At 61.3% G+C, this 21,834-nt stretch carries 19 protein-coding genes; 6 read left to right on the top strand and 13 right to left on the bottom strand.

Annotated elements, in window-relative coordinates:
* Window positions 1-89: 89 nt before the first annotated feature.
* The gene (locus FHK92_RS21800) at window positions 90-2,336 is read right to left on the bottom strand and encodes a DNA internalization-related competence protein ComEC/Rec2 (protein WP_181289924.1); all 2,247 of its coding nucleotides are present in this window, start codon (window positions 2,334-2,336) and stop codon (window positions 90-92) included.
* 144 nt (window positions 2,337-2,480) lie between these two features.
* Between FHK92_RS21800 and FHK92_RS21795 the strand changes: the two genes are divergently transcribed.
* A complete protein-coding gene (locus FHK92_RS21795) occupies window positions 2,481-2,996 on the top strand; it encodes a DUF2062 domain-containing protein (protein ID WP_181289923.1) in 516 nt (171 codons plus the stop codon).
* A gap of 165 nt (window positions 2,997-3,161) precedes the next feature.
* Here FHK92_RS21795 and FHK92_RS21790 read toward each other — a convergent pair whose 3' ends face one another.
* The 3 genes from FHK92_RS21790 to FHK92_RS21780 all read right to left on the bottom strand — a co-directional run bounded on the left by FHK92_RS21790 (window position 3,162) and on the right by FHK92_RS21780 (window position 5,628).
* The gene (locus FHK92_RS21790; RefSeq protein WP_181289921.1) at window positions 3,162-3,941 is read right to left on the bottom strand and encodes an ABC transporter permease; all 780 of its coding nucleotides are present in this window, start codon (window positions 3,939-3,941) and stop codon (window positions 3,162-3,164) included.
* Window positions 3,938-4,870, bottom strand: coding sequence for an ABC transporter ATP-binding protein (locus FHK92_RS21785; protein WP_181289919.1), 933 nt, complete (start codon window positions 4,868-4,870; stop codon window positions 3,938-3,940). The genes FHK92_RS21790 and FHK92_RS21785 overlap by 4 nt, the downstream gene beginning before the upstream one ends.
* Before the next feature lie 134 nt (window positions 4,871-5,004).
* The gene (locus tag FHK92_RS21780; protein WP_181289917.1) at window positions 5,005-5,628 is read right to left on the bottom strand and encodes a glutathione S-transferase family protein; all 624 of its coding nucleotides are present in this window, start codon (window positions 5,626-5,628) and stop codon (window positions 5,005-5,007) included.
* A gap of 294 nt (window positions 5,629-5,922) precedes the next feature.
* Here FHK92_RS21780 and FHK92_RS21775 point away from each other — a divergent pair, with 294 nt between their 5' ends.
* The 5 genes from FHK92_RS21775 (at window position 5,923) to FHK92_RS21755 (ending at window position 11,616) form a co-directional block, all read left to right on the top strand.
* Window positions 5,923-8,370, top strand: a complete 2,448-nt coding sequence (locus FHK92_RS21775; RefSeq protein WP_181289915.1) for an acyl-CoA dehydrogenase — start codon at window positions 5,923-5,925, stop codon at window positions 8,368-8,370.
* A 78-nt stretch (window positions 8,371-8,448) separates the two neighbouring features.
* On the top strand, window positions 8,449-8,856 hold the full coding sequence (locus tag FHK92_RS21770) for a PA2817 family protein (protein ID WP_181289914.1): 408 nt from the start codon (window positions 8,449-8,451) through the stop codon (window positions 8,854-8,856).
* A gap of 474 nt (window positions 8,857-9,330) precedes the next feature.
* Complete coding sequence (locus FHK92_RS21765) at window positions 9,331-10,554, top strand: type II and III secretion system protein family protein (RefSeq protein WP_181289912.1); 1,224 nt, start codon at window positions 9,331-9,333, stop codon at window positions 10,552-10,554.
* A gap of 56 nt (window positions 10,555-10,610) precedes the next feature.
* The gene (locus tag FHK92_RS21760; RefSeq protein WP_181289910.1) at window positions 10,611-11,324 is read left to right on the top strand and encodes a tetratricopeptide repeat protein; all 714 of its coding nucleotides are present in this window, start codon (window positions 10,611-10,613) and stop codon (window positions 11,322-11,324) included.
* A gap of 22 nt (window positions 11,325-11,346) precedes the next feature.
* Window positions 11,347-11,616, top strand: a complete 270-nt coding sequence (locus tag FHK92_RS21755; protein ID WP_181289908.1) for a DUF3613 domain-containing protein — start codon at window positions 11,347-11,349, stop codon at window positions 11,614-11,616.
* 1,032 nt (window positions 11,617-12,648) lie between these two features.
* Here the strand turns inward: FHK92_RS21755 and FHK92_RS21750 are convergent.
* From FHK92_RS21750 to FHK92_RS21710, 9 genes are all read right to left on the bottom strand, one after another.
* Entirely contained in the window at window positions 12,649-13,614 is a 966-nt protein-coding gene (locus FHK92_RS21750; RefSeq protein WP_181289907.1) for a type II secretion system F family protein, read from the bottom strand.
* 26 nt (window positions 13,615-13,640) lie between these two features.
* On the bottom strand, window positions 13,641-14,627 hold the full coding sequence (locus FHK92_RS21745) for a type II secretion system F family protein (RefSeq protein WP_181289905.1): 987 nt from the start codon (window positions 14,625-14,627) through the stop codon (window positions 13,641-13,643).
* Window positions 14,624-16,066 (bottom strand): CpaF family protein, encoded by a 1,443-nt coding sequence (locus FHK92_RS21740; protein ID WP_181289903.1) that lies wholly within the window; start codon window positions 16,064-16,066, stop codon window positions 14,624-14,626. The genes FHK92_RS21745 and FHK92_RS21740 overlap by 4 nt, the downstream gene beginning before the upstream one ends.
* Window positions 16,067-16,069: 3 nt before the next feature.
* Window positions 16,070-17,290, bottom strand: coding sequence for an AAA family ATPase (locus tag FHK92_RS21735; RefSeq protein ID WP_181289902.1), 1,221 nt, complete (start codon window positions 17,288-17,290; stop codon window positions 16,070-16,072).
* Window positions 17,284-17,778 (bottom strand): TadE/TadG family type IV pilus assembly protein, encoded by a 495-nt coding sequence (locus FHK92_RS21730; RefSeq protein WP_181289900.1) that lies wholly within the window; start codon window positions 17,776-17,778, stop codon window positions 17,284-17,286. Before FHK92_RS21730 ends, FHK92_RS21735 begins: the two co-directional genes overlap by 7 nt.
* Window positions 17,778-18,257, bottom strand: coding sequence for a TadE/TadG family type IV pilus assembly protein (locus FHK92_RS21725; protein ID WP_181289898.1), 480 nt, complete (start codon window positions 18,255-18,257; stop codon window positions 17,778-17,780). The genes FHK92_RS21730 and FHK92_RS21725 overlap by 1 nt, the downstream gene beginning before the upstream one ends.
* An 8-nt stretch (window positions 18,258-18,265) precedes the next feature.
* A complete protein-coding gene (locus FHK92_RS21720; RefSeq protein WP_181289896.1) occupies window positions 18,266-19,603 on the bottom strand; it encodes a Tad domain-containing protein in 1,338 nt (445 codons plus the stop codon).
* A 69-nt stretch (window positions 19,604-19,672) separates the two neighbouring features.
* Window positions 19,673-20,488, bottom strand: coding sequence for a Flp pilus assembly protein CpaB (cpaB, locus tag FHK92_RS21715; RefSeq protein WP_181289894.1), 816 nt, complete (start codon window positions 20,486-20,488; stop codon window positions 19,673-19,675).
* A 15-nt stretch (window positions 20,489-20,503) separates the two neighbouring features.
* Window positions 20,504-21,832, bottom strand: a complete 1,329-nt coding sequence (locus FHK92_RS21710; RefSeq protein WP_181289893.1) for an AAA family ATPase — start codon at window positions 21,830-21,832, stop codon at window positions 20,504-20,506.
* Window positions 21,833-21,834: the final 2 nt, after the last annotated feature.

The following is a 21,834-nucleotide window of genomic DNA, read 5'->3' as shown; positions in this document are numbered from 1 at the left end:
GCCCCCTCGAAAAAGTGCGCCACTTTATCATACAGACTCGCCGTGCAGGCTCGCCCAGCCAACAACACCACCCACAACACTGAGGCAGGTCAATGCCGGGGCGGCGGCCCAGCGGACGGCGGCTCGCGCCAGTAGCGGCGATTCCCAGCCTCGGTGCGCGCGGGTTCGAAGGCACCCAGTTGCAGACGAATGGCACCCTGCTCGGCGCTGTCGTGGATTGCCATGCCCAACCTTTTATACCGCTGCATGACCCAGGGATGCGGATGGCCGAATGCATTGTTTCGCCCTCGGGAAATCAATATCGAATGCGGCTTGAGACGCGTCAACAGCGCCATCGACGACGAACTGCGACTGCCATGATGCGGTGCGGCCAGCCAATGAGTCGGCGCTCCCAGCGGCCCATCGAGCAGGGCTCGCTCGGCATGGGCATCGATATCACCGGTCAACAGCAACCGCTCGCCGTCGGCTTCAATCAGCAAGACGCAGGACTTCTGGTTGCTTTCGAAGGCTGACGCCCAGCGCCACATCTCGAACCGGACCCCATCCCATTCCCAGCTTTCGCCGCTGTCGCACGGCCCTGCCAGCAGATCGGCGGGCAGCGCATCAGGATCGCCGCTGATCACCCGAGTCGTCGGCAATCCATTGCGCACCGCGCGGGCACCGCCGGCATGATCAGCGTCGGCGTGACTGAGCAGCATCAGGTCCAACCGTCCCACACCGAGTTTGCGCAAGGTCGGAACCACCACGCGCTCGCCGGCATCGGCCTCGCCAAAGCGTGGCCCGGCGTCATACAGCAATGCATGCCGATGGGTACGCACCAGGACCGCCAGACCCTGGCCAACATCCAAGTGCCAGATCTCAGCACGTCCGTGAGGCACCTCTGCCCGAGGAGGGAAGACGATCAGCATCAACATCGGCCAACCCAGGACGCGCAACGGCAGGCCTTTGGGAAGCAACAGCAGCACAGCGCCGAGCGCCGCGATACACAGCGCCCACAGCGGGACGGCGGGAGGCATCCAGGCCGACATTCGCCCGGCGACCAGCCCGAGGCCTTGGAACAGCAGGTCGAGCAACCCACCGGCGACCCACAGCAGACTTTCCCCGACGCCCGGAACCGGCAGCAACGCCGTGCCAAGCAGAGCCGTCGGCAGTACAAGCAGACTTATCCAGGGCACCGCTACCAGGTTGACCAACGGACCGCTCAGGCTGACCGGCAAGCCAAGGATCAATAACAACGGGCATAACCCGAGCGCTATCAGCCACTGGGCACGGGTCCAGGTCTGCCACCAGCGCCAGGGGCCCAGGCGACCGCCGAAGGTGAACATCAATATCGCGACGGCGGCAAACGACAACCAGAACCCGGGGCGCAGGCTCGCCAGCGGATCGAACATCAACACCCCAATGAATGCCAGCAGCCAGGCCCACCAGGGTTCGGCCTGGCGGTAACGCCAGCGCCACAGCAGCACCAGACCGATCATCGTGCAGGCCCGCCGCACCGGCACTTCGAATCCGGCGAGCAAGCCGTAGCCCAGGGCTGCGGCGAACGCCAAGGCACAAGCCCAGGGCAACCACGGCAGACGCGCAGGCCATACGCCATAACGCGCCGCGCCAGCCACCAGCAGGTACACCAGGCCGGCAAACAGGCCGATGTGCTGCCCGGAAATCACTAATAGATGAACCGTGCCGGTGTCTTGCAGCACTTGCCAATCTTCGCGGCTCAATCCAGCCCCGTCGCCAAGCACCAGCGCCGTCAGCGCACCGGAACGCCCTTGAGCATCGACCTTTGCCAACGCCTGGCGCACCCCGTCGCGCCAAGCGCCCTGCGCCGGCTGTACCAGCAAACCCTCCTTGACGGTGCCGGTCGCGCCGATGCCGCGGCTAAGCAGCCACGCTTCGTAGTCGAAACCATGGGGATTGAGCAACCCGACCGGCCGCTTGAGCTTCACCGCCAAGCGCCACTTTTCACCGCTCTTGACCGCCGGCCCGCCATACCAGGCCAGGCGCATCAGTGCAGGCAAGCGGGTGCGTCGGGAGTGGGCATCGGCCAGTTCGAAACGCACCATGCCCTCGCTGTATTGCGGCAAACCAACGACATTTCCCTCCACCCAGCGGGTTTCACCATCCAGGGCAGCGGGCAACCGGTCATCCAGCGCAAGCTGCGCCCCAACACAGGCCCAGGCCAATCCGAGGAGAAAAAAACTCGCCGGGTAAGTGCGAAACGGCAACATGGCAAGCGCTGCCATTACCATCGCCACGATCAGCCACAGCGGCGGCAAGGCCGGTAAGAAAATCGGGACCAACAGCCCGAGTGCGAGCGCGATCATCGCTGTGCGCATAAGCCCATCCTTGAGAGTTCCCTCTAAGGCTTAGCCGGTCTGCGGCACCCCGAACGTTATCAATTGTCACAAAGTCTGAATCTGCCGACCGTAGAATCCGGACATACTTGCGGCCTGACTGCTTTGACCCGACCGAGAAGCCTTATGCCCCGGCGCCTATTCAAACGCTACATGCCTGACCCTGCGAGCATTCGGGAACACAAATCCTTACGCTTTCTTGGCACCCTGCTGCACGACCCCAACCTTTGGCACCTCAATCGCCATTCAGTGGCGCGGGCGATGGCCGTCGGATTGTTTGCCGCTTTTCTACCTATTCCTTTGCAGATGTTGCTGGCCGCCGCACTGTCCATCATGGTTCGCGGCAACATCCCGATTGCCGTGAGCCTCGTCTGGCTGACCAACCCCATCACCATGCCCGCGGTGTTTTTCTGCACCTATCAAACCGGTGCCTGGCTGATGAACGTGCCCGCCCGCACGCTGCCGGACGAATTGACCTGGGAGTGGATTACCCATCAGCTGTCGACGTTGTGGCAGCCGTTTTTGCTGGGTTCGGTGGTGACGGGGTTGGTGCTTGGGGCTTTGGCCTACTTCGTGACCATGAGTTACTGGCGCTGGTGGGTGGCGCGGCAGTGGCGACGGCGCAAAAAAAGCCGTCAGTGAGATGCATAAAGGCCTCCTGGGAATGGAGGCCTTTTTTGTGGTGTTCTTATTGGCCTCTTCGCGAGCAAGGCCGCTACCACATTCGATATTCAGTGAACGCCAGATCAGCGTTCGACATAGATCAGTGTGGAGCGGGCTTGCTCGCGAAAAAGGCGACGCGTCTTGTCAGGTGCGCATCCCCCGCCCGCTCACCAACAACCGCGCGCAGCCCACATAAAGCACAACAGTCGCCACCAGCATGAACGTAATCGCAATACTGATTCGAATGTCCGAAACCCCAAGGATCCCGTAGCGAAACGCGTTGACCATATGCAACACCGGGTTGGCCAGCGACACGGTCTGCCAGAACGGTGGCAGCAACGAGATCGAATAGAACACGCCACCGAGGTAAGTCAGCGGCGTGAGCACGAAGGTCGGGATGATGGAGATGTCATCGAAGTTGCGCGCGAACACGGCATTGATGAAACCCAGCAGCGAAAAGATCGTGGCCGTCAGGACGACCACCAGGATCGTCACGCCCAGGTGATGCACCTGCAGGTCCGTGAAAAACAGCGACAGCAACGTCACGATCAGGCCCACCGCCAACCCTCGCAACACACCGCCCAAGGTGAAGCCGATCAGGATCGTATGGGGTGAAACCGGCGAGACCATCAGTTCTTCGATCGAGCGCTGGAACTTGCTACCGAAGAAACTCGACACGACGTTGCCGTAGGAGTTGGTGATCACCGACATCATGATCAGTCCCGGCACGATGTAGTCCATGTACGTGAAGCCACCCATGTCGCCTATTTGCCGACCGATCAGATTGCCGAAGATCACGAAGTACAGAACCATCGTAATAGCCGGGGGCAGCAAGGTCTGCGGCCAGATCCGCATGAAGCGCCGGACCTCACGGTAGACAATGGTATTGAGGGCGATCAGGTTGGGTCGCAGTTCGGAACTCATACCGCCACCTTCGCCAGGTTTTTTTCCACCAGGGACACGAACAACTCCTCAAGGCGATTGGTCTTGTTGCGCAGGCTCAGCACTTCAATGTCCTGCAGGGCCAGTTGAGTGAACAGCCCGGTAATGCCGGCGGATTTGTCGACTTGGACTTCCAGCGTATGACCGTCGAGCAACCGAGCCGGGTAGCCGACGAGCTGTGGGACAACGCTCAGGTCATGCTTGAGATCCAGCAGGAAGGTTTCCACATGCAACTGGCTCAGCAACTGCCGCATGCTGGTGTTCTCGACGATGGTGCCGTGGTCGATGATGCCGATGTTGCGGCATAGCTGCTCGGCCTCTTCCAGGTAATGCGTGGTGAGGATGATGGTGATGCCTTTCTGGTTCAACTCGGTCAGGAAGGTCCACATCGAACGACGCAGCTCGATGTCCACGCCCGCGGTCGGTTCGTCGAGGATCAGCAGGCGCGGTTCATGCACCAACGCACGCGCGATCATCAGGCGGCGCTTCATGCCGCCGGACAACGAGCGGGACGGCACGTCGCGCTTGTCCCACAAGCCCAGTTGAGTCAGGTATTGCTCGGCGCGTTCGTTGGCGATCTTCGGCGGAATGCCGTAGTACCCCGCTTGGGTCACGACAATGTCGAAGGTCTTTTCGAACTGGTTGAAGTTGAATTCCTGGGGCACCACGCCAATGCAGCGCTTGAGCGCGGCGGGCTCGCGGTCCAGGTCATGGCCAAACACGTTGACCGTGCCGCTGGTCTTGTTCACCAGGGTGGAAAGAATACCGATGGTGGTGGATTTGCCGGCGCCGTTAGGGCCAAGCAAGGCGAAGAAATCACCTTCGGCGACGTCCAGATCGATACCACTCAGGGCCTGGAAACCGTTGCCGTAGGTTTTGGTTAACTGCCGTATGGACAGAGCGGAACTCATATCGGATTACGCACCAAGAAGGGGAAAAGAGAAGAATAGATAAGGGCGTGCGACGAGCAATGCAACCACCCGCACGAAGGCAATGGTGCGTGGCGTCGCCGCACAAGTACAGTGAAGCGTGTCGATAGTAAGTATTAAGTCAACGCGGTCATCACGGCTTTGCGATAGGCCGGACGCTGCTGGAGCCGTGCATACCAGGCTTGTACATTGGGCTGCGCGGCTCGCTCGATGGGCATCTCGAACCAGGCATAAATGAAACTGCCCAGTGGGATATCGCCCATGCCGATTTCATTACCCGATAGGTAAGGCTGTTCGCCCAGGGTCTGCTCCACCATTGCCAGCAGGTCCTCGCATTCCTTGATCGCGGCCTTGATAGCGGTCCAATCCTGCTGCTCGGCCGGGGTACGCAAGACGCCCCAGAACACCGTGCGAAACGGCGCGGCAAAACTCGACGTCGTCCAATCCATCCATTTTTCCGCCGTGGCCCGGGCCTGGACATCAGCGGGATACCAGGCCGAACCTGGGGCATGGCGAGCAGCCAGGTATCGAACGATGGTGTTCGACTCCCAGAGCACGAAGCCGTCGTCTTCTATCATCGGAACCCGGCCGTTGGGATTCTTCGCGCGGTATTCGGGCGTGTCCACGACCCCGAACGCGCCGCCTGCATCGATGGCCTCATAGGCCAGTCCCAGCTCTTCGGCGCACCACAACGCCTTGCGCACGTTCGACGAATTCTTCCGACCCCAGATCTTCAGCATCACGGCTTCCCTCGATGGATAAATGCCGCAGCAGCATACGCCGGATCAGCAATGGCTCAAATCACCAAGCAAGAGCGCGCTGCCAGGCCTTCCTGGGCAGACAGGGCATTTACGCCAAACAATGACGTTTTCTCACTTCGACAACGAACGATTTCCCACGGCTGTTGCCAACCAGACTGGCGTAATACAAGGCGGGTTTCCCACGAGATCAGTCCCATTGCGCCTACCGCCGGTTTTGCAGGGGCCGTCTACGCTCTGAAGGTCGGTTTTGCCTTGGTTCATGGAGGATCACTTATGCTGTTGTTGTGGATACTGGTTCTGGTAGTCGGGATAGCCTGGCTGGCGCATCGCCGCACCGCCCCGCTGCCGGCGCTGGGCATCGTCGCGGTCTACCTGCTGGCGATGGGCATTGCCAGCCATGCGCCCGGCTGGCTGATGCTCGTTCTCTGGCTGGTGCTCGCCGCCATCGCGACGCCGCTGCTGCTGCCAGACCTGCGCCGCAAATATTTCAGCGCGCCGATGTTCGACTGGTTCCAGAAAACCCTGCCACCCATGTCGCAGACCGAGCGCGATGCCATCGACGCGGGCACGGTGTGGTGGGATGGCGAACTGTTCAGCGGCCGGCCGGACTGGGACTTGCTGTTGGCCTACCCCAAGGTGCAACTGACCGAAGAAGAACAGGCGTTCCTCGACGGCCCAACCGAAGCACTCTGCGCGATGGTCAGCGACTGGCAGATCGGCCAAGCCATGGACCTGCCGCCAGAAGCCTGGGCACACATCAAGGAACACGGTTTCTTCGCCCTGATCATTCCCAAGGAATACGGCGGCAAAGGATTTTCCGCCTATGCCCATTCCCAGGTAGCCATGAAGCTGGCCACCCGCAGCGGCGACCTGGCTTCCACCGTGATGGTCCCGAACTCCCTCGGTCCGGCGGAACTGCTCCTGCACTACGGCACCGACGAACAACGCAACCACTACCTGCCGCGCCTGGCCCGTGGCGACGACATCCCCTGCTTCGCACTGACCGGTCCATTGGCCGGCTCCGACGCCGGGGCAATGCCCGACACCGGAATCATCTGCAAAGGCGAGTGGCAGGGTCATGAAACCGTCGGCCTGCGCTTGAACTGGGAAAAACGCTACATCACCCTCGGCCCGGTCGCTACCCTCCTCGGCCTGGCCTTCAAGGCTTATGACCCGGATCACCTGTTGGGCGACGAAGAAGACCTGGGAATCAGCCTTGCGCTCATCCCCACCGATACTCCTGGCGTCCATATCGGTCGTCGCCACCTCCCCCTTGGCGCGGCCTTCATGAACGGACCGAACTGGGGCAAGGACGTCTTCATCCCGCTGGATTTCCTCATTGGCGGCCAGGCCATGCTCGGCAAGGGCTGGATGATGCTAATGAATTGCCTGTCGGTCGGGCGCTCGATTTCCCTGCCAGCGGTCGGTACCGGCGCGGCGAAGTTCACCAGCCTGGTCACTGGCCAATACACCCAGGTGCGTGAGCAATTCAACGTACCGTTGTCGGCGTTCGAAGGCATCCAGGAAGCGATGGCGCGGATCGGCGGCAATGCCTGGCTGATGGACGCCGCGCGCATGCTGACCGCCAACGCGGTGGACCTCGGCGAGAAACCTTCGGTGTTGTCGGCGATCCTCAAATACCACCTGACCGAACGCGGCCGCGAATGCATCAGCCACGCCATGGATGTGCATGGCGGCAAGGGCATCATCATGGGGCCGAACAATTACCTGGGGCGCAGTTGGCAAGGCGCACCGATTTTCATCACCGTGGAAGGCGCGAATATCCTGTCGCGCAACTTGATGATCTTCGGCCAGGGCGCGATCCGCTGCCATCCGTTCGTCCTCAAGGAAATGGCCCTGGTCACCCGCGAAGACAAGGATCAGGCCCTGATCGAGTTTGACCGGCTGTTGCTCAAGCACATCGGTTTCGCCATCAGCAACGCCGCCAGTACGCTGGTGCTCAACCTGGGCCTGGGGCATTTCGACAACGTGCCAGGCAATGCCCTGAGCCAAGGTTATTTCCGCGCCCTCAACCGGCAGGCGGCAGCGTTCGCCCTGCTGGCGGACCTGAGCATGATGTTGCTGGGCGGCGAACTCAAACGTCGCGAACGCTTGTCCGCGCGCCTGGGGGATGTGCTGAGCAATCTCTACCTGGCATCGGCCGCGCTCAAGCGCTACCACGATCTCGACTCGCCGGATCATATGGCGCCGCTGTTCCAGTGGGCCATGGAAGAAAGCCTGGGCCAGTCGGAGCGAGCGTTGGATGAACTGCTAAACAACTTCCCCAACCGGGTGCTGGGCTGTCTGTTGCGCCTGGTGGTGTTCCCCTTTGGCCGGCGACACAAGGGACCAAGCGACAGGCTCGATGCCAAGGTCGCGGCAGTCATCGGACGGCCCAAAGGCGACCCGACCCTGGAAGAATTGCTGCAGGGCTGCTATCGCCCGCAATCAACAGAAGATCCGGTGGGCGCGCTGCAACACGCCGCCGACCTGCTGGCGGCCGCCCATCCGTTGCAGAAAAAACTCCATGCTGCCCTCAAGCAGGGCCAGCTCAACCCAGCGCCTGGAGAACACCTTATCGATGCGGCTCTTGAAGCCGGCGTGTTGCAGGCCGGTGAAGCACAGGCCCTGCGCGCGGCCGAAGCGGCGAGGCGGAAAGTCATCGATGTCGATGATTTTGATAAGGAAGCGCTGACACTCGCCGAGGACAAAGTCAGGTGATCCAGACGGACTAGCATGTAAAAGCGGGCGCAGGCGCTTTATACTCCTGCGCCCGTTTTGCTCTTGAGGACTTATCTCGTGTCCAATGTCGTTGCCGATCACCTTGTCTTGCTTGACCACTTGCGCAGCATCCTGGTCGCCGTGGGTGAGGCCGAACAGGTTCCCGAAGAAAGCCATGCGCTGTTCCTGGAGCGCTTTGATGACTTGCGCGCGCAACTGCCTGTCGACCCGATCGAAAGCCAGTACCTGGGTCAGGACCTGCTGTGCCAGTTGATCGTCCGTTATCCACAGATTGCCCACCTGGTGCCTCGCGACCTGCTGTGGTATTTCGCCGGTGATTGCCTGCACTACATGCCCGACGAAGAAATCAGTCTGTACCAGGCTTTGGAAGAGCGTCGTTTCGAAGCAGAACAAAACGACGAGCCCTTTGATTGGAACCAGGAAAAACAATTGCTGGCAATGTCGGATCAGGACAGCAAGCACTGATCACGAAACAGCAATGCCAAGGCCCGCACGGTTCTGACCCTGCGGGCTTTTTTGCGGCTTTTTGTTGATAGCGGCGCCTGGGATTTGTCCTGCAGAATGACAGCAAAAGACAGTTTATTGACGCACATCACCCCATGCTTTTCGCCCCCGTCACTTTTTAGACGTTTTTTTCACAAACGCCGTGGCGCTTTGCCATTGTTGAACTACTGTCAATCAGAAGCGGGCAGGGAACAGGCGAACCGATCCATAGCCGACCTGATCGGCAACCGTCGTCCTGCTCGCCAGCCCGGTTATGAAGGGCGTTTAAAGATGTACTGAATACAGCGTGCCATCCAGTCAGGACGTCCAATGTGCCCCAGGCCATTTGCCGGCGACATTGAGTGATTTGATGAAAATGGGGGGGCAGCCCGGGCCCCATAAATGATCCGAGGCACTGGTTAGCCTAAGGACGGCCTGTCTGTCGAGGATCATTTTATGAGCTATCGTACTGTGCCCGTGTTGAAACACCTTGTTCATGGCTTGTTCTGGATGGGCCTCGGCCTGGATGCGGCTCACGCCGCGGCGGATAGTTGTTCGCAACTGGACAACTTGCCGGCCACCTTCGAGGTCGGCCAGGGACTGCAGAGCGAGCTGCGTATTCTTGCCCCCGTAACGAAGCTGGCGGTGGGCGATCCGAAAATTGCCGACGTACAGCCCAGTGGCAACGATGCCTTCATTCTTACAGGCCTCATGCCCGGCGCAACCAGCCTGATGGTATGGACGGCCTGTTCGAAGATACCGCGCCAAAGCATGGTCTTCGTCACGGGTCGCGCCACAGCGGCACTGACCAGTGCCGCGAGCGTACCGTCTGAAGATCCTATGCTGCTCGCCCAGGTGCAGACCGACATTCGTTTTGTCGAAGTCAGCCGGACCAAGCTCAAGGAGGCCTCCACTTCGATTTTCGGTACCCGTGGCAACTTCCTGTTCGGCGCGCCGAGAACCTTGCCCACTGTCGGCGGCATCGTCCGGCCTTCCCTGCCGGTCAATAACGACATGTTCAATCTGTCGTTCGCCACCGGCAAGACGTTGTTGATGATCAATGCGCTGGAAGGCAGCGGTTTTGCCTACACCCTGGCGCGGCCAAGCCTGGTGGCCCTCAGCGGCCAGAGCGCCAGCTTCCTGGCCGGCGGCGAAGTGCCGATTCCCGTGCCCAGTGCCGGCAGCGACAACGTGTCTATCGAGTACAAGGAATTCGGTATTCGCCTGACCCTGACGCCCACCGTGATCGGTAAAAACCGCATCGCTTTGAAGGTCGCGCCGGAAGTCAGCGAACTGGATTTCACCAACGCCGTGAACATTGCCGGGACACTGGTACCCGCACTGACCGTGCGCCGCACCGATACCAGTATTGCCTTGGCCGACGGCGAAAGTTTCGTCATCAGCGGCCTGATCAGCACCCGCAACAGTTCACAGGTGAACAAGTTTCCAGGCTTGGGCGATATACCCATTCTTGGCGCGTTCTTTCGCGACAATTCCATCAACCGCGAAGAGCGCGAGCTGTTGATGATTGTCACTCCGCACCTGGTCCAACCGCTGGCCGCCGACGCGCAACTGCCAACGTTGCCGGGCGAGCAATTGCGCAACTACGATCCGAATTTCTATCGCATGTACTTCCTTGAACATGGCGAGTTCGACAACCGCAGCGGGCTGTCCCAATGAGCCGCTACGTGCAGTGCGAAGCGTTAGCCATTCAACCGGTTTCCAAGGGGCATGGGATGAAAGCGATGATTGCGATAACAGCGACCTTGATGCTCGCCGGTTGTGCCAGCCACGGCACCGTGGCCTCAAGCCCGGCCAGTTGCGCCAAGCCCGGCGCCGACCAGGAACTGGCCCTGAACCTGGCCGATGACATGGCCAACGAAGGTCGTTTGTACGCCAGCCTGGCGAATCTTGAACGCTTACCCGAAGACTTGGTCCAGGTCCGTTTGCGCAAGGCCCGGGTGCTGCGCCTGATGGGACGCAGCGAAGCCGAGCCTTTGTATAAAAGCCTGCTTGGAACTTGCCTGGCTGCCGATGGTGAACATGGTCTTGGTCAATTGGCTGCGGCCAAGAATGACAACGCCAACGCCATGGAACACCTTGAACGCGCAGCAAAGATGGCACCCACCGAAGGAAAAATCCGCAATGACCTGGGGGTTGTCTACCTTAATCAGAAGCGGATTCCTCAAGCTCGCTTCGAGTTCATGACGGCCATGGAGCTGCAGCAGTCAGACACGCTGGCGGCACTCAACATGGTGACTCTGCTGATCTACCAGGACAACTGGAAGCAGGCGGCGCAACTGGCGAGCATGGCCAAGCTGAGTCCTCAACAGGTGGCGGATGCACAAGCCCGCGCGGAAAAAATCCGCGGCTCTGCCGGTAATGCAACGACCTCACAATCGAACCGCCTGACCGAGGTCGTCGATGCCTCAACCGGCGCGGTCAAGTAGCGCGTTTCGAGGAGTCCGAGAGATGAAAACCCAACAATTGTTGATCGTATGCCTGACTTGCCTGTCCACTTCCGCCTGGGCGATCGACCCAGGCCCGTCTTCGGCGGCGCAGCAAGGGACCGAGAGCTGGATGCAGTTGCAAATCCGTGGCGTGGTGGCTTCCACCAACCTGCAAACCGCATCGGCCGCCGAACGCGAGCTGGCCATGCAGCGTTGGCTGAACAGCTTTACTTACCCGATCCCGATGTTCTTCGAACAGGACATGGGGGGTGACGTCAGCAAGAGTGAGTGAAGCGTCACAAACGTAAAGACCGCAGCCTCCGGCAGCCTTATGTGTGAAGTAGGCGTTGCCGGAGGCTGCGGTCTTTTGGCTTGAAGGTGTTAACTGAAGCAAGCCAGGGCCGCCAGTGGGAGCGATCCTGCTCGCGAAGACGGAATCACAGCCACCACCTTCATTGACTGACCCACCGCTTTCGCGAGCAAGCTCGCTCCCACATTGGATCGGCGGCGGACACATGGCACAGCTAACATCACAAAAACCTGTGGGAGCTAGCCTGCTCGCGAAGGCGGGACCACAGCCAACGCCTTCATTGACTGACCCACCGCTATCGCGAGCAAGCTCGCTCCCACATTGGATCGGCGGCGGACATGTGCACAGGCAACAACACAAAAACCTGTGGGAGCGAGCTTGCTCGCGAAGACGGAATCCCAGCCAACACCATCATTGACTGACCACCGCTTTCGCGAGCAGGCTCGCTCCCACATTGGATCGGCGGCGGACATGTGCACAGGCAACAACACAAAAACCTGTGGGAGCGAGCCTGCTCGCGAAGGCGGAACCACAGTCAACACCATCATTGACTGACCCACCGCTTTCGCGAGCAGGCTCGCTCCCACATTGGATCGGCGGCGGACATGTGCACAGGCAACAACACAAAAACCTGTGGGAGCGAGCCTGCTCGCGAAGACGGAATCACAGCCACCACCTTCATTGACTGACCCACCGCTATCGCGAGCAAGCTCGCTCCCACACTGGATCGGCGGCGGACACATGACACAGCTAACAACTCAAAAACCTGTGGGAGCGAGCCTGCTCGCGAAGACGGAACCACAGTCGACATCTTCATTGACTGTCACACCGCTTTCGCGAGCAGGCTCGCTCCCACATTGGATCGGCGGCGGACATGTGCACAGGCAACAACACAAAAACCTGTGGGAGCGAGCCTGCTCGCGAAGACGGAATCACAGCCAACACCATCATTGACTGTCACACCGCTTTCGCGAGCAGGCTCGCTCCCACAGGTTCTTCGGCAGTCCGGCTCTTCTACATATTCCCGAAAGCCCTGAACACGCCGATCATGGCGGGGCCGATGGCGACCAGGAAGAAGCTCGGCCACAGGCAGAAAATCAGCGGGAAGATCAGTTTGGTGCCGATTTTGGCGCCCATTTCTTCGGCAGCCTGGGTACGCCGGTCGCGGAATTCATCGGCGTAGATCCGCAGGGTATCGGCCACGCTGGTGCCGAAACGGATACTTTGCGCCAACAGGCTGACCAAGCCCTGGATATCCTCCAGGCCGGTACGTACGGCCAGTTGCTTGAGCGCCTCGGTGCTGGTGATGCCGGCGCGGATCTGCGCGTTGACCAGCGCCAGTTCCTCGGCCAGCTCGACCTGGCTGACGGACATTTCTTCAGCCACCCGCTCAATGGTAGTGGGCAAGGCCAGGCCCGATTCGACGCAGACCACCATCAAGTCCAGCGCATCCGGAAATGCTGCGCGCAGCCGGCCTTGCCGTGCATTCTTGCGTTTGCCGACATAGAGCGCCGGCACCAGCCAACCGATGCCCGCCATGAGGGCTATCGCCAGCAGACCCATGGCCAGTGAGACCTTGACCATCGGCAGCAGCAACAAGGTCACGCCGATCATCACCAGGGGCAGCATCAGGCGCACGGCCCAATACATCTGCACCGCCGAAGCGGATCGATAACCGGCATGGGTCAGCAACATCTGGGTAGCGGACGCCTGGGTCGCGTCGGCCGAGGCGAAGCGTTGACCGACCCGCTCCAGCAACAGTTGCAAGTTACCGGGGGCCTCCTTCCCTGCCGCGCTGCCGGCGTAACCACGCTTGATCAATGCCAGCCTGCGCTGTACCGGGTCTTGCAGGCCCAGCATCATCAGCAGCACGGCTCCGGCCGCGAACACTGTACTGACGCCAATCACAGTGACGAACAACAGGCGCGCGAGCTCCTCGTTCCCGGTGAATCGACTGAACAACCCGAGCAAAAAGTCCATGACCGATACCTCTGGGCGCAACAGCGTTAGACCTGGATCCGGATGATCTTCCGGATCCAGAAAATCCCCACCAACATGGCGCAGAACGCGCCAAATATCAGCTTGTGGCCGATGGGGTCATTGACCAGTACCGGCATGTAACTGGGGCTGGTCACCACGATGGCGATCGCCAGCACGAAAGGAATCGCCACCAGCACCCAGGCGGACATCCGCCCTTCGGCCGACAACGTCCGGACCTTGCGCTGGAAACGGAAACGCCCGCGGATCAACCGGCTCAGGCGCTCCAGCACTTCGGTCAGGTTGCCGCCGGTCTCGCGGTGGATCAGGATCGACGTCACCAGCATCATTACGGTCATGCTCGGCATGCGCTCCAACAGGCCCAGCATGGCCCTGCGCACATCGTTGCCATAGTTGATGTCGGAGAAGGTCATGCCGAACTCCTGGGCCACCGGTCCCTTATGCTCCTCAGCGACCAGGCGCAGGGTTTCGTTGAACGGATGCCCGGCGCGCAAGGCCCGGCACATGGCGTCCAGGGCGTCTGGCAAACCTTCCTCGAAGGCGGCAAAACGCTTGTTGCGATCGCGCATGATTTTCAGCAGCGGCAGCCAGGTCATGGCAAACGCCACCAACAGCGCCACCCACCAGATCGGCCAGACCATCAACACCAAGGCACCCATCGCGGCGCCAATGGCCAGGCCGAGCAGCATCACCCGGTAGGCGCGGTATTCATGGCCGGCCTGCTCGATCAACTGGGTCAGGTTGGCCATGAACGGCAGCTGTTCCAGCCGGGCTTCCAGGGGAGACAGGCGCGTCAGGTATTTCTGCCGCAGTACCGTCTGCATGTTGGGCAGGTGATTAGCTTTCTCCAGGACGTGCAGGCGACCGCGAATGCGCTTGCGCATTTTCCCGGCCTCGCCGAACACCGGCACCACCACGCCCTGGGACAGCAGGAACACGGCGATGAACACCATGCCAAGGAAGATAAGGATGAATTCGCCCGGGATACCTTTCATGGCTGCCGGCCCTCCATCCATTCAGGCCGGAACATGCTCAGCGGCAATTCGATACCGCGCTTGGCCAGCACATCGCGAAAGGCCGGGATCATTCCACTGGGCTTGTACTCACCCAAGACCTCACCGTGTTCACCGATGCCGTGGCGCGCAAAGGAGAAGATTTCGGTCATGGTGATGACCTCCCCTTCCATGCCGTTGATCTCTTGCATGCTGGTGACGCGACGCTTGCCGTCTTCTTGACGCTCCAACTGGATCACCACATCGATGGCCGAGGCAATTTGTTGACGCATGGCCTTGATCGGAAAGGTCGCCCCGGTCATCGACACCATATTCTCGACGCGACCCAATGCATCGCGGGCGGTGTTGGCGTGAATGGTGGTCAGCGAACCGTCGTGGCCGGTGTTCATTGCCGTGAGCATGTCCAGCGCTTCGGCGCCACGCACCTCGCCGATGACAATGCGATCCGGGCGCATCCGCAGGCTGTTGCGCACCAGCTCGCGCTGACTCACCTCGCCTCGCCCCTCGATGTTCGACGGCCGGGTTTCCAGGCGCACCACGTGGGGTTGTTGCAGTTGCAGTTCGGCCGAATCCTCGATGGTGACGATCCGTTCGTTATGCGGGATGAAACTCGACAGCACGTTGAGCATGGTGGTCTTGCCGCTGCCGGTCCCACCGGAGATCAACACGTTCAGGCGCCCGCGCACGATAGCCTTGAGCAGCAAGGCAATGGCCGGCGTCATGGTGCCCACCTGGATCAGGCTGTCGGTGTTGAGCAGGTCCACGGCAAAGCGCCGGATCGACATGCTCGGGCCATCGATGGCCAGCGGCGGAATGATCGCGTTGACCCGCGAACCGTCCTTGAGCCGGGCGTCCACCAACGGCGAAGACTCGTCGATGCGCCGCCCAAGGCTGGAAACAATGCGGTCGATGATGTTCAGCAAATGCTGGTCATCGCGGAAGCGCACGTCGGTGCGTTGCAGCTTGCCGAAGCGTTCGACATAGACCGAGGCAAAACCGTTGACCAGGATGTCGGACACACTGTGGTCGGCCAGCAGCGGTTCCAACGGGCCGAGCCCCAGTACTTCATCGGTGATCTGCTTGATGATCAACTGCCGGCTGGCTGTACTCACCGGCGCCGAATGTTCTTCCAGCAAGCGCTGGCAAATATCGCGGATCTGCCGCGTGGCCTCGACTTGTTCGAGGGCATCGAGCAAGGACAGGTCCATCACCTTGAGCAACTGCTGGTAGATCTTTTCCCGCCACTCGGCTTCCACCGGGGTGACCTGGGTGCGGGTTTCATAAGGCACATCGGGAACGGCGTGCTCCCAGGCCATCAACTCTTCGGCCGAGTCTGGCTGGCCGTCACCTTGCTGGGCGGCCACTGAAGCGCCGGTTTTGCCGGGCTGTTTGCGCAAGCGGTTGCGGAAGTCGCTGATCATGGGTCATCCCCCGAAGAAACGGTTGAAGGCGCGTTTGAGCAGGCCTTTGCCTGCCGCCATCTGGTGACCGACCAGGTCTTCGGTCAAATCGCGCAACGCGGCGGTGATGGCCGCCTTTGGTGCATGCAGCCCCAATGGCACGCCAGTGTTCTGACTCTGGCTGACCAGGTTGAAGTCATTGGGCAGTTTCGAAATATTCGGGCAACGCAGGGCTTCGCCGATGTCCTTCAGACTGACCGCGGCGGTCTTGTCGTAGCGGTTGACCACGATCTGCAACTGGTCGCCGCGCACGCCGAGGTCTTCACGAAGGATCCGCACCAGGGCGCTGGCGTCACGCAGGTGACTGACGCTCTGTTGCACCACCACGTAGACCCGGTCCACCTGTTCAAGGACGGAGCCGGTGAGGTGATCGATCTGCCGGGGCAAGTCCACCACAATCCAGTCATAGCTGGTGCGGGCCAGTTGCAAGAGTGCGTCGAGCTGCTCCGGCTGGGCATCCTGGGGCAGGCACAATTCGCCGGCGCGGCCACCCAACACATGCAAGGTCGGGCTGAAGTGACTGCAGAAGCCTCGCAATGCCACGCTGTCCATGTCCTCGACTTGTTGCAGCACTTCCAGGTGGCTGTGGGATTGGGCGACATCCAGGTAATGGGTCACGCTGCCGAACTGCAGGTCCATGTCCAGCAACAAGGTATTGCCTGACCGGGCGCTGAGTTGCTGGGCCAGGTTGCATGCCACCAGCGTGCCGCCGGAGCCGCCCTTGGCGCTGATCACCGCGACCAACTTGCCCTCGTTCCCATTGCCGAGGCGCACTTCCGCCACCAGGCGATTCAGGGCAGCCACCAGTTCGGTATCGGCGAAAGGTTCGGGCAACACGTCCCGCGCACCGGCCTGCATCGCCAGGCGCATGCCTTCCTGCTCGCCCAACAGACCGCAGACGAGCATCGGCGGGCGTTCGTGAGCCGGACGTTGCAGCAGCGCCGACAGCTCCTCGCGCCACAGATGGCTGACCCGCAACAGCAACAGATCGGGCATCCGGTCCAGGCCGTAGAGCGGATCGACATGGCCGTTGCTGACCAGGCGTGTGCTCACTTCAAGGCCAGGCATGCGCTGGCAGACGCACTGCAGATCGCGCAACGACGCGGCATCACGGCTGCTGATCAATATGCGCAGCCCGGCCTTGCCGGTGGCGCTTGTGAGCGGAGTTTCCCGGGTGTTCAGCATGGTGTGATCTCCCCTGAATCGGAATGACGCCCTAGGCTTTCGCGTGGCAAGGTTGCCCTGAAGGTGGGCAAGGTAATGGGCACGCCCAGTCCGGGAATGAACAAGTTGAAAACGAAATTCTGCAGGCTCAGCTGGACATAGCGGATGGCTCGGAAACCCGTGCTGCCAGAGGTATCGCCGGGGTTTGCGACCACGGCACCGTCGACGTCCAGGTAAGTCAGCACCAGGTTCGAGGTAGCCAGGCTGCTGATCAGTTGGCTGGTGCCTGAATCCGTCGCGGCATTGAAAATCGCCCGGCGCAGGATCACCGGATCGCTGATGTTGCACACTGCCGCCAGGCGCGCTCCTCGCCGCGCGGCTTCATCGAGGGCGTTGACGGTGAAGTACAACCGGCCCATTTCCAGCACACCGAACAGCAGGGTAAACACCAGCAGGCCAACGAAGGCGAACTCGACGATGTAGGTGCCGCGCATCTGCTTGCGATTCATCACAGCGCCCTCATGACAGTGGTCGCCACCAGCGGGATGCCCAGCGCAATGGCGCTGCCGAAAAAGCCGGGGATCGACCCGCTGCAACTGCCCGCGCCAATCACCGGGCAGAAGGTGTAGGTGATGGTGACGCGCACATGGCTGGTGCCCTCGGCGGCGACCTGCACGTTCGCCGTCGTCAAGCCCGACACCACGGCAGTGCCGGACGCGCTGGGCACGCCATACACCGCGACGTTTTTCGTCTGGGTCTGTAGCGCGCTGCTCAGGGAGACCGCGCCAAGGGTGGAATTCCAGGCCTGGCTGGCGACGAAGCGGTCGGCATCGCGGCTGGCCTGCAACAGCACGTTGTATTGGTACAGCATGCGACCGAACTCGCCGAAGGCCAGTAACAGCAACAGCAACACCGGCAGCACCAGGGTGAACTCCACCAGTGCGACGCCTTGCTGGGCCCGGGGTGATTTGAACGGGGCAAGTTTCATGACGCCTCCTACGAGTCTGTGCTCGGCGTGCCGCTGCCATTGATATAGGTTTTGTAGAGCTGGATGATCTGCGGCCCGGCGTCGCTGCTGGGTGTCGGGCCAGGCACGTTGTCGCCTTCGCATTCGTGGACGAACTGACCGAATATCTGCGACTGGGTACCGCCGCCGTTCATCGGCTGTACGACGAAGTAGCAGCCGAAACCCAGCACGGGAATAGTGCTTGAGCCGCCCTGTTTGCCGGTGCAATTGCCCACCACGATTTTCAGCATCCGGCGCTCGAAGACGCCGTTGCTTTGGCAGCCACTGCCACTCCCGCCCACGCAGGCGGCGACCTGGGTGCGCCAATCGTTGTAGTCCGCTATCGCCTCGCCGCCCGCCGACAGGTCACCGCCACTCGACGTGACGGGCTGGCCTTTGTATTGCGCCTGGGAAAGCGTGTCGTTGTAGACCATCGCTGGCGAGCTCGAAGAGGTGACCAGGTCCGGTGGATAGTTGGATGCACTGACCGGGCCGTTGTAGATGCCAAAGCGCGTGTTCAAGCCCTGGGAAGCTGGCCCCACTGTGTTGCCTGGGGAAGTCTGGACGTTATCCCCGACGGCGCGGCAAACCGTACCTCCGCCGGCCAGGTCCTCACGCACCGAACTGCCGCCGGAGCCAAAATCGAGCAGTTGGAAATTACCCGGTCCGATGGGTGAGGTGTTTCCCGCCGCCGTTTTCAGCACCACCAGGTCGCCGAAGTGATAGCTCCAGAAATTCCCGGCAGACGGGTCATATTGACCAGGATCGCCACAGACCATCAGGGGCGCCACGTCGCAAGGCGAAGTTGGGCTGGGCCCGGCGGTGGCGATGGCCGCCACGGCTTTGCTGCCCAGGCCACCGCTGCCCATCGACTGGACGAAGCTCCAGAAAAAACCGTTGAGTTGATAGTTAGCCACCGACACCCGCACGTACTTGGCGTCGCTGGGGCCGGGGTATGAGAATGGGCCGTAGACGCTGCTGGACAATTCAACCACGGCAAACGTGCCCGGATTGCCAGCGACGGCAGTGGCCAGTTCCGTGTTGCCCGCGGCGCTGGCATTTCTGCTCAGCGTATCCAGGGCCGCCGTGCGGGTCGTGCTGGCCATGTTCATGCTGCCCTTGACCTGGCTCAGGGTCTTGGCGCCCCCCAGGGCCGCGGCATCCACCGCGTTTTGCAGGCGGGTCTTGTTCAGCAGCATATGACCGCCGTCCAGGGCCAACGCCGCCGTCATCGCAATGGCCGCCATGGCGATCACCATCAGTACACTTACCGCCCCTCCCTGGCGTCGTGGCAGCGTCAACGGCTGCCGGATCTTGGCATTCATCATCGAGCCCTCATCTACAGCGTTGAGGATCGGTATCGCCCTGCCCTAGTGGGCCCGGGATGGGGAAGTCATCTAGCGGACATTGATCACGCTGCTTTCAACGCCACGGATCAGCGTGATCGCGCCGCCCTGAGGCCGAACGCTGCGTTGCACCATTGGCCTTGGCACCGGAGCGGCGGCCACCGCCATGACCGGCGCAGGGGCTGGCGGCGCGACGGTCACGGCTTTTTTCTCGAGGTTCAAGGGATTGCGCAGTGCCAGTTGCAGCTTGCCTTCGGTCTGTGCGGTGACCAGCAGTTCCGCTTCGCTGGCGGACATTTCCAGTGTCACGGCCCGCACCACCACCGGTTGCGTCTTGTCGGTGCCCGCGGTCTGGTCCACCGCCAGCACTCGCAGATTTTCGAGGAGGGTTCGGGATGTGGCGTTGTTGCTGCCGGCGCTGGTGGTCTTGGTCGCCAGCACATCGACCCGGTTGCCTGGCAGCAGGAAGCCACCGACACCGACCACATCATCCACGCGCACCGATATCGCCCGCTTGTCAGGCGCGATCAGCGAGGCCAGGGTGCTGCCACCCAGGTGCTCGCTCAAACGAGCACCGCGCACGATGTCGCCACGCAGGATGTCGAACGTGGCGATCTTGCCCACAGCCTTTTCGCTGCTGTCGAAAGCATCGTCCGGAATTGTGTCCATGGGCATGCGCACGGTCGTGACCTGCTGGGCCTCGACCATTTGTCCGAAGGGAATTTCCACCGTCGCGACCACCACGCTTCGCAAGTGATCATCGGGGGTCGCGTTGAGTCGCGCGCTCAGCCAGGAGTCAGCCATCCATGCGGCACCAAGGCCCATTACCAGGGAAACGCCTATCAGCGGAAGCGTACGAGAGCTCATGTCGGTATCTCCAGATCAAAGGAAGTCGAGCTGAACGAAGTAGTTGTGCCAGGCCCATTCCAGCTCTTGCGGCGACAGGGGCCCGGAACCGCCCAGGTAACGCTGGCGGTCGAGCGCCATGTTCAACAGGTCGCGGGGATGGCAAGGCACCAGTGGCATGCCTTCGCTTGCATACAGCCGTTGCAGCACATAGCGCACCAGCAGCGGGTCATACGGGATGCCCAGGCGTTCGCACTCCTGGCGCCAGATGCGCTCGTAATCCTCGGGCTTGAGGTAGCCGAACTGGACTTTGTAGCCAATGCGCCGCAGGAAGGCCTCGTCGGCCAATTCGAGGGGATTGAGGTTGGTGGAGAACACCAGCACCAGGTCGAACGGCAGCTCGCAGTGCCGCCCGCCGCCCAGGTTGATGAAGTCGCGCTTTTCTTCCATCGGCACGATCCAGCGATTGAGCAGCTCGGCCGGGGCCATGCGCTGGCGACCCATGTCGTCGATGATGAACAGGCCGTTGCTGGCCTTGAGTTGCAGGGCCGCCTGGTATTGCCGGGTGAACGGGTCGTAGCGCACGTCCAGCTGTTCCATGCTCAACTCGCCGCCGGTGATGACGATCGGGCGTTTGCAGCACAACAGTCGACGGTCGATGCCTTCGTTGAGCATCAGGTTGTTCGTTTGGCTGCTGTCATCCAGGCGCTGATGCACCTGCGGGTCGTAGATTTCGATCACCGACTCGTTGATGACAATGGCGTGGGGCACCCAGATGGCCTCGGCGAACAACCGGATCAGACGGCTGCTGACATAGGTTTTGCCGGTGCCGGCCGGGCCGTAGATCATGATTGCCCGGCCGGAATTGAGCGCGACGCCCAATTGATCGAGCATGCCTTGGCTGAGCACCATGCCAGCCAGGGCGTGGTTCATGTCCTTGGCGGTGATGCGACCGTGGTGGATGGTCTGGATCTTGATCAGCGAGCGGTAGGTGCTGACCGGAAACGGCGCGGCGCCGATGTAGCCGCTGCGGGCCAAGGCGTCGCGGGCGGAACTGCGGCCGCGTTCTGTGAGGCCATAGCGCAGCGTTTGTCCGCCGGTTTGTCCCAACTGACCCAGCACTTCGACGCGACCGTCCTTGCGCAGGAACGCCAGGACTTCTTCAAGCACCGCGCCGGTCAGGGCCAGGCGCTCCACCAGCCGCGACATGTCCAGCACACCGGCGTCGTGCAGGTGTTTGCACACCAGTTCGCCGAGGAAACTGTCCGTCAGGCCGGTGTCGCGTATCGAACTCGGTTGAGGCGCCAGGCGTTGCACGGCTTCCCGTTCGCTGGGGTAGGCATCGCTATCGTTGATGACGTGCATGA

Origin of the sequence: Pseudomonas brassicacearum subsp. neoaurantiaca (genome assembly GCF_013608025.1) — a bacterium.
In the GTDB taxonomy this organism is placed as follows: domain Bacteria; phylum Pseudomonadota; class Gammaproteobacteria; order Pseudomonadales; family Pseudomonadaceae; genus Aquipseudomonas.
This window is presented reverse-complemented; position numbering and strand designations above follow the sequence as displayed.

Bases quoted from the DNA above. Each gene is read 5' to 3' on its own strand.
- FHK92_RS21745 (WP_181289905.1), bottom strand. From the start codon at position 14,627: ATGAAAGGTATCCCGGGCGAATTCATCCTTATCTTCCTTGGCATGGTG.
- FHK92_RS21780 (WP_181289917.1), bottom strand. From the start codon at position 5,628: ATGCTGAAGATCTGGGGTCGGAAGAATTCGTCGAACGTGCGCAAGGCG.
- FHK92_RS21795 (WP_181289923.1), top strand. From the start codon at position 2,481: ATGCCCCGGCGCCTATTCAAACGCTACATGCCTGACCCTGCGAGCATT.
- FHK92_RS21765 (WP_181289912.1), top strand. From the start codon at position 9,331: ATGAGCTATCGTACTGTGCCCGTGTTGAAACACCTTGTTCATGGCTTG.
- FHK92_RS21750 (WP_181289907.1), bottom strand. From the start codon at position 13,614: ATGGACTTTTTGCTCGGGTTGTTCAGTCGATTCACCGGGAACGAGGAG.
- FHK92_RS21710 (WP_181289893.1), bottom strand. From the start codon at position 21,832: ATGCACGTCATCAACGATAGCGATGCCTACCCCAGCGAACGGGAAGCC.
- cpaB (WP_181289894.1), bottom strand. From the start codon at position 20,488: ATGAGCTCTCGTACGCTTCCGCTGATAGGCGTTTCCCTGGTAATGGGC.
- FHK92_RS21760 (WP_181289910.1), top strand. From the start codon at position 10,611: ATGAAAGCGATGATTGCGATAACAGCGACCTTGATGCTCGCCGGTTGT.
- FHK92_RS21740 (WP_181289903.1), bottom strand. From the start codon at position 16,066: ATGATCAGCGACTTCCGCAACCGCTTGCGCAAACAGCCCGGCAAAACC.
- FHK92_RS21720 (WP_181289896.1), bottom strand. From the start codon at position 19,603: ATGATGAATGCCAAGATCCGGCAGCCGTTGACGCTGCCACGACGCCAG.
- FHK92_RS21755 (WP_181289908.1), top strand. From the start codon at position 11,347: ATGAAAACCCAACAATTGTTGATCGTATGCCTGACTTGCCTGTCCACT.
- FHK92_RS21725 (WP_181289898.1), bottom strand. From the start codon at position 18,257: ATGAAACTTGCCCCGTTCAAATCACCCCGGGCCCAGCAAGGCGTCGCA.
- FHK92_RS21735 (WP_181289902.1), bottom strand. From the start codon at position 17,290: ATGCTGAACACCCGGGAAACTCCGCTCACAAGCGCCACCGGCAAGGCC.
- FHK92_RS21785 (WP_181289919.1), bottom strand. From the start codon at position 4,870: ATGAGTTCCGCTCTGTCCATACGGCAGTTAACCAAAACCTACGGCAAC.
- FHK92_RS21800 (WP_181289924.1), bottom strand. From the start codon at position 2,336: ATGCGCACAGCGATGATCGCGCTCGCACTCGGGCTGTTGGTCCCGATT.
- FHK92_RS21730 (WP_181289900.1), bottom strand. From the start codon at position 17,778: ATGAATCGCAAGCAGATGCGCGGCACCTACATCGTCGAGTTCGCCTTC.
- FHK92_RS21775 (WP_181289915.1), top strand. From the start codon at position 5,923: ATGCTGTTGTTGTGGATACTGGTTCTGGTAGTCGGGATAGCCTGGCTG.
- FHK92_RS21790 (WP_181289921.1), bottom strand. From the start codon at position 3,941: ATGAGTTCCGAACTGCGACCCAACCTGATCGCCCTCAATACCATTGTC.